At 44.6% G+C, this 5,710-nt stretch carries 5 protein-coding genes and 4 tRNA genes; 7 read left to right on the plus strand and 2 right to left on the minus strand.

Features of this window, described 5'->3' with window-relative positions; all coding sequences use genetic code 11:
- Nucleotides 1-27: 27 nt before the first annotated feature.
- Together L1D50_RS20960 and L1D50_RS20965 are read right to left on the minus strand one after the other, a co-directional pair.
- A complete protein-coding gene (locus tag L1D50_RS20960; protein ID WP_161568668.1) occupies nt 28-198 on the minus strand; it encodes a hypothetical protein in 171 nt (56 codons plus the stop codon).
- A gap of 194 nt (nt 199-392) precedes the next feature.
- A complete protein-coding gene (locus L1D50_RS20965) occupies nt 393-2,237 on the minus strand; it encodes a M1 family metallopeptidase (protein ID WP_162847779.1) in 1,845 nt (614 codons plus the stop codon).
- Between the two features lie 183 nt (nt 2,238-2,420).
- Here L1D50_RS20965 and murB point away from each other — a divergent pair, with 183 nt between their 5' ends.
- The 7 genes from murB to L1D50_RS21000 all read left to right on the plus strand — a co-directional run bounded on the left by murB (nt 2,421) and on the right by L1D50_RS21000 (nt 5,649).
- The gene (murB, locus tag L1D50_RS20970; protein WP_239966742.1) at nt 2,421-3,440 is read left to right on the plus strand and encodes a UDP-N-acetylmuramate dehydrogenase; all 1,020 of its coding nucleotides are present in this window, start codon (nt 2,421-2,423) and stop codon (nt 3,438-3,440) included.
- Nucleotides 3,427-4,419 carry a bifunctional biotin--[acetyl-CoA-carboxylase] ligase/biotin operon repressor BirA gene (gene birA, locus L1D50_RS20975; protein ID WP_128725609.1) on the plus strand — a complete coding sequence of 331 codons (993 nt, stop codon included), beginning with the start codon at nt 3,427-3,429 and terminating at the stop codon, nt 4,417-4,419. The genes murB and birA overlap by 14 nt, the downstream gene beginning before the upstream one ends.
- Nucleotides 4,416-5,108, plus strand: coding sequence for a type III pantothenate kinase (locus L1D50_RS20980; RefSeq protein ID WP_128725608.1), 693 nt, complete (start codon nt 4,416-4,418; stop codon nt 5,106-5,108). The genes birA and L1D50_RS20980 overlap by 4 nt, the downstream gene beginning before the upstream one ends.
- A gap of 124 nt (nt 5,109-5,232) precedes the next feature.
- A tRNA-Thr gene (locus tag L1D50_RS20985) sits at nt 5,233-5,308 on the plus strand.
- A 48-nt stretch (nt 5,309-5,356) separates the two neighbouring features.
- Nucleotides 5,357-5,441: transfer RNA gene (locus L1D50_RS20990), tRNA-Tyr, on the plus strand.
- A gap of 44 nt (nt 5,442-5,485) precedes the next feature.
- Nucleotides 5,486-5,560: transfer RNA gene (locus L1D50_RS20995), tRNA-Gly, on the plus strand.
- A gap of 13 nt (nt 5,561-5,573) precedes the next feature.
- A tRNA-Thr gene (locus tag L1D50_RS21000) sits at nt 5,574-5,649 on the plus strand.
- Nucleotides 5,650-5,710: the final 61 nt, after the last annotated feature.

Genomic DNA, 5,710 nt, shown 5'->3' on the forward strand with positions numbered 1-5,710 from the left:
TATATGAACAGACAAAATATGGTGTGATTAGCGACTTGGCTGATCGCCATCACCAGTAGATGCAAAAGGTTTTAGGTATGAGTCAGGGTTGTGCACTTTCACTTTGGATGGTTGAACACCATCACTTGTGATACCGCCATAAACCTGTTTTAGCTGCGATGTGAGGATGTTTTTTAACTTTTTCTTTTTTAATTGCATTGTCATTTCCTTAACCTTGTACCTGTATTGGTTTCAATACGTTAACTCAATTGAATTTTGATAGCAATAAGCTTTGTGTTAAAAAATGAACAATAGCAAGGCGGCGCAAAGAACGATTATGTGGTGGTTAACTTATTGATTTAAAAGAAAGGCAGTCAAATAGAAGGAGACTGCCTGTATTGGAAGTATAGGTGTTACTTAAATAAGGCGTCGATGGTGCCTTGAGCAAGTGGGTGGTACCCAGGTCGTGCTTGTTGATAAACACGGTAAGCCCAGTCACGCTTGCCATTGTTAATGAGTGATTTGTATAAATTCACGATAAGCTTGCGACGACCGATACTTACCAGATGTTTTTCAAGATCTGGGTAAATAGCCTGATAGTCGTTACCTACTGCTAGCATATACCAAGCAAATGCGCGTTCAGCGTTGGTCGACTGCGTCAGCTTAAATGCTTTGTCCAATGCTTCCATACGCTCAATGGCGAGATCTCTTGGTAAGTTATTAATAAAGTGCAGCCATTCATGTACTGTCCACGAATCGGTCGGTAAGTCTGCAAGTGTTTTCTCGTCTTTTAGCCAAGCTTGAGTGAGCGCATCCACTTTTTCAAAAGCATCAGAAGTTGGGTTCGGTGCATCGCTTGGCAAGCCTGGCTCATAAATCCACTCTTTGGCTTTTTCTAAGCTCACGATACCAGGATATTGCTGTAGCAAGTTTTTGTCTAAGTAAGCGACAAATTCATCAGTAGTCAGAGACTTAAAAGAGAAAGTGCTAAAGTAGGTTTTAACAAACTTGTCGAACTTGTCACGACCAAACTTTTCTTCTAAATAAATAAGGAATAATTGACCTTTAGTATAAGGTACAGAGCTAAACGCATCGTCAGGATCGCGGCCATTAAGCTCTAAATTCATACGTGTATCAGGAGCGGCGATGGTTTTAAGTTGTGCACGCAGGCCGGCCGCGTCAAGCGCTTGCTCCATTACCGCGCGGTCACGACCGAATACTTCTTCCATAATGCGGTTTTCTACGTAAGAGGTGAAGCCCTCATTTAGCCACAGATCTTCCCATGTCGCGTTGGTCACTAAGTTTCCAGACCAAGAGTGTGCTAACTCGTGGGCGATTAGATTTACCAAGCTTTTGTCACCAGCAACGACGGTTGGCGTGATAAATGACAATCGCGGATTTTCCATACCACCAAATGGGAAGCTAGGCGGCAACATGAGCAGGTCGTATCTACCCCAAGCGTATTCACCATACATGGCATTGGTTTTGTCGATCATCGCTTGCGTATCGTTAAATTCTGCGACAGAGGCATCGAGGATTTGCGGCTCTGCAAAAATTGCAGTTTGGTGTGACATTTCTTTATATTCAAGGTTACCTGCGCCAATTGCAATTAGGTATGGTGGGATAGCTTGTGGCATATCAAACCAATAATCGCCATCTTTGATCAATGCACCGGTATTGTCCGCACTCATAACTGCTCGTACATCTTTAGGTGTATGTACACGAGCTGAGTAAGTCACACGCATTGCTGGCGTATCTTGCACTGGGATCCAACTACGAGCATGAATAGCTTGAGACTGGCTATACATAAATGGGTGAGACTTACTTGCGGTTTGCTGCGGTGTTAACCACTGTAGGCCTGATGCTACTGGCAAGCTGTTGTAGTAAATACGCGCTTTCTTAGCTTGCTCTTTAAAGTGAATAGTTAACTTTGCACCTTTCACATCATCGCGCTTGGCGAGATCAAACTTGGCAGTATGCCATTTATCATCTTTACCTTGGTACATCACTTTGTCGATTTCGAGGTCACGCGTATCTAGTACCAGTGTTCTTGCTTGGCGGTTTTGCCAATCAAGCGTGTGTTCAACAAAACCTTCTAGTTGTTTATCTTCAAAGTCAACGTCTAGGTCTAAATGCAAGTGTGTGGTAATAACGTCGTTAAGATTGGCGTAAGTGTGTTGGTCAACGGCTGCGTTTACATCAGCAGTGTGGACAAGGCCAGCCATGGCAAGGCTGAGCGTAAGTGCCGAAAGTTTAATCATAATGTTGCTCTTATAAAAAGAATATTCCCAATTAGAGCGGCTAACATAACTAATTTCTGACCATTTAAATAGTCTAAGCCGATGGGTTACATAAAATGATGGGCAAGATGACGTTAATGCGTAAGTCAGGGCAATGCGCTACACTAGCGCCAGTTTAGTTAATATTGGCAAGGTGCTGCAGTGACAAGTTTGCAGTCTTATCACACTTTTTCGCTGCCGTCGGGTTGCGAGTCCCTTATTGTTATCACAGATCCACATACGCTGGTTGAGCTCGATTTCAGTCGTCCTTTCTTTTTAATTGGGGAAGGGAGCAATACTATTTTTCTGGAAGACTATGCTGGAACCGTTGTTAAGCTTGCGACCTTAGGTATCGATATTGCTCAACAAGATGACAGTTATATCGTTACAGTTGCCGCTGGAGAAAACTGGCACCAGCTCGTTACAAAGCTGCTTGATAAAGGAATTGATGGGTTAGAAAACCTCGCATTGATCCCTGGTACTGTTGGTGCGGCACCGGTACAAAATATCGGTGCCTACGGCGTTGAAGTATCGCAATTTATCACAGAAGTTAAAGGATTTGATATCGCCGAACGGCGCTTCACAACATTAACGAATGCAGAGTGTGAATTTGGCTACCGTGATTCAGTCTTTAAACATCGTCTAAAAGAGAAGTTTGTCATTACAGAAGTGACATTTACTTTGCCTAAACGTTGGCAGCCAACGCTAAGTTATGGCCCACTACAAAGCTTGGGTGATACAGCAACCGCACAAGAGATTTACGAAGCGGTGATAGTTACTCGAAACGGTAAATTGCCCGACCCTGCGACACTTGCAAATGCTGGGAGCTTTTTTAAAAACCCAGTAGTTGATAGGGCGTTTGCATCTCAGTTGCAAAGTAAATTTCCAGAGATGCCAGCGTTTGATGTATACAATGACCATGTCAAACTCGCGGCTGGCTGGTTGATTGACAAAGCGGGTCTAAAAGGCTGCCACCGTGGAGCCATTCGTGTGTATGAGAAACAAGCATTGGTACTTGTTCATAGTGGTGGCAGCACTGGTGAAGACTTAAAACAGTTAGTGAGCCATATTCAGCAAACCGTTTGGCAAAAATTTGCTGTGTTACTCGAGCATGAAGTGCGCCTTATAACAAAGCATGGTGAATGTCAGTTGCAAAGTGTGGAATATCATGAAAAAGCCTGATCATAAAAAGCAAACGATTTTAGCGGCTTTGAACAAAGGAGAGTTTGTCTCAGGGCAGGAGTTGGGCGAGCAATTGGGTATTAGTCGCGCGGCTATTGCAAAGCATATTGCGGCGTTGCAAGAGATGGGCATTGATATATTTCGAGTAAACGGCCGCGGCTATAAGCTCAATTATAGCTTACCGCTTATTCATCAAAATAAGCTGAATGCCCTGTGGCAACAGCAATTTCAAAGTGAGTGTCCAATCGAATATCACGCAATTATAGACTCAACGAATAGCGAGCTGGTGCGCCGTTTGCAGGACAAGCAGAATATGGGCTCAGGCCATGTCTTGGTGGCTGAAATGCAGCAAGCTGGTAGAGGCCGTAGAGGTCGAGTGTGGCAATCGCCCTTTGGTGCTAACCTTTATTACAGCTATTACTGGCAGTTTGATGCTGGTATGCAAGCGGCGATGGGCTTATCCATAGCTGTAGGACTTGCGGTATATGACGCGTTAAAGGCCCTGTATGGTATTTCCGTTGAATTAAAATGGCCAAACGACATTTATCTCAATCAGCAAAAATTGGCGGGGATTTTGGTTGAGCTAGAGGGGCAAGTGGAAGGACCTTGCCACCTCGTGATTGGGATTGGGCTAAATATATGTATGCCAGAATCTGCTTCTAAACACATAGACCAAGCCTGGACAGATCTGCAAACGCACTTAGGCCAAATTGATAAAAATCAATTAGTGGTGCAGCTCACTCATTCTTTGTCTGAGCGGCTTGCCCAGTATAAAGAGTCTGGACTGAGCGAAATGGTGACCGAGTGGAATAGCCTAAATGCTTTTAAGGGGGACGCAGTTACACTGAGCACCGGACAAAGAGAGTGGTGTGGGATCTGTGAAGGCATCGATATGCAAGGCGGCTTATTACTTAGGCAAGATGGTGAGCTTAAGGCTTTTTATGGCGGTGAGATCTCTTTAAGAAAGGGGACATCATGAAGTTGTTAATTGATGTAGGCAATACTGCGGTCAAATATGCCATTGAGCAGGAAAGTAGTATTCGTCTAGTAAAAGAAGGGGATGTTGACTGGCAGAGGCTAACTGCAATTATTTGCTCTCAGGTTGGAAAGGGAGCGGGATTACAGTGGGTGGAAAGCCGCGCCTCCGAGTTTGGTCTTGTGTTAGAACAAGCACAAGTATCAGCAAGCCGCGCAGGGGTAACATGTGCCTATCCTACATTTCAAAACCTAGGCATTGATCGATGGCTCACCGTCTTGGCGGCGCATGATCTGTATCCTGAACAAGATGTCATCGTGATTGATTCAGGCACAGCTACTACGGTTGATGTAGTAACTGCAGAAGGCAAGCATCTGGGTGGGTGGATTGTTCCAGGGATTGATTTGATGATCTCTAGTATTACAGCACGTGCAGAGCGGGTATTTTGTGATGAGAACACGCCGTTTGCCGCAGAATTTGCTAAAAATACACCAGAAGCGGTGAAAAATGGTGCCTTAGCCGCAACGCTTGGGCTTGTGCACAGCGCAAAGCAGTTACTTAATAATGAGTCTGCACTGGTATTATGTGCAGGTGGATATGGAGAACTTATTAAAAACCATATCGAGTCAGCGGTTTTCGATGACCTCTTGGTATTCAAGGGTCTGTCAGTTTGGTGGAAAAACCCACAATAACTGTAAAAATGTCATGGGATTGGCTTAAAACTGAGCGTTTGAACAATAAATTTAAGATTTTTTGCATATTCCTGTTGCATCGAGTCAATGGTTGCTCTAATATCTCGCCCCGTACTAAAGCAGTGCCGACTTAGCTCAGTTGGTAGAGCAACTGACTTGTAATCAGTAGGTCATCCGTTCGACTCGGATAGTCGGCACCATCTTTTTACCCTATCTTGTATAGGATGCTTTAGGAAAGAATTTTACGTGGAGGGGTTCCCGAGCGGCCAAAGGGATCAGACTGTAAATCTGACGGCTCAGCCTTCGCTGGTTCGAATCCAGCTCCCTCCACCACTTTATTCTTGACGGTTAGAGGTAGTTAAGAACAGGTTCCTAAAGCGGGCATCGTATAATGGCTATTACCTCAGCCTTCCAAGCTGATGATGCGGGTTCGATTCCCGCTGCCCGCTCCAGTTCGTCTGGCGTGCTGATATAGCTCAGTTGGTAGAGCGCACCCTTGGTAAGGGTGAGGTCGGCAGTTCAAATCTGCCTATCAGCACCAGTCTCCGAAGAATCTTCTCAAATACTTCCTTTGAATTGTCGAAAAAATATTTATAATAGAC

The organism is Pseudoalteromonas sp. Isolate6 (genome assembly GCF_022398435.1).
Lineage (GTDB): Bacteria > Pseudomonadota > Gammaproteobacteria > Enterobacterales > Alteromonadaceae > Pseudoalteromonas > Pseudoalteromonas galatheae.

What these genes read in the sequence shown, in the direction of transcription:
- L1D50_RS20960 (WP_161568668.1), bottom strand. Translation starts at nt 198, where the DNA reads ATGCAATTAAAAAAGAAAAAGTTAAAAAACATCCTCACATCGCAGCTA.
- birA (WP_128725609.1), top strand. Translation starts at nt 3,427, where the DNA reads ATGAAAAAGCCTGATCATAAAAAGCAAACGATTTTAGCGGCTTTGAAC.
- L1D50_RS20980 (WP_128725608.1), top strand. Translation starts at nt 4,416, where the DNA reads ATGAAGTTGTTAATTGATGTAGGCAATACTGCGGTCAAATATGCCATT.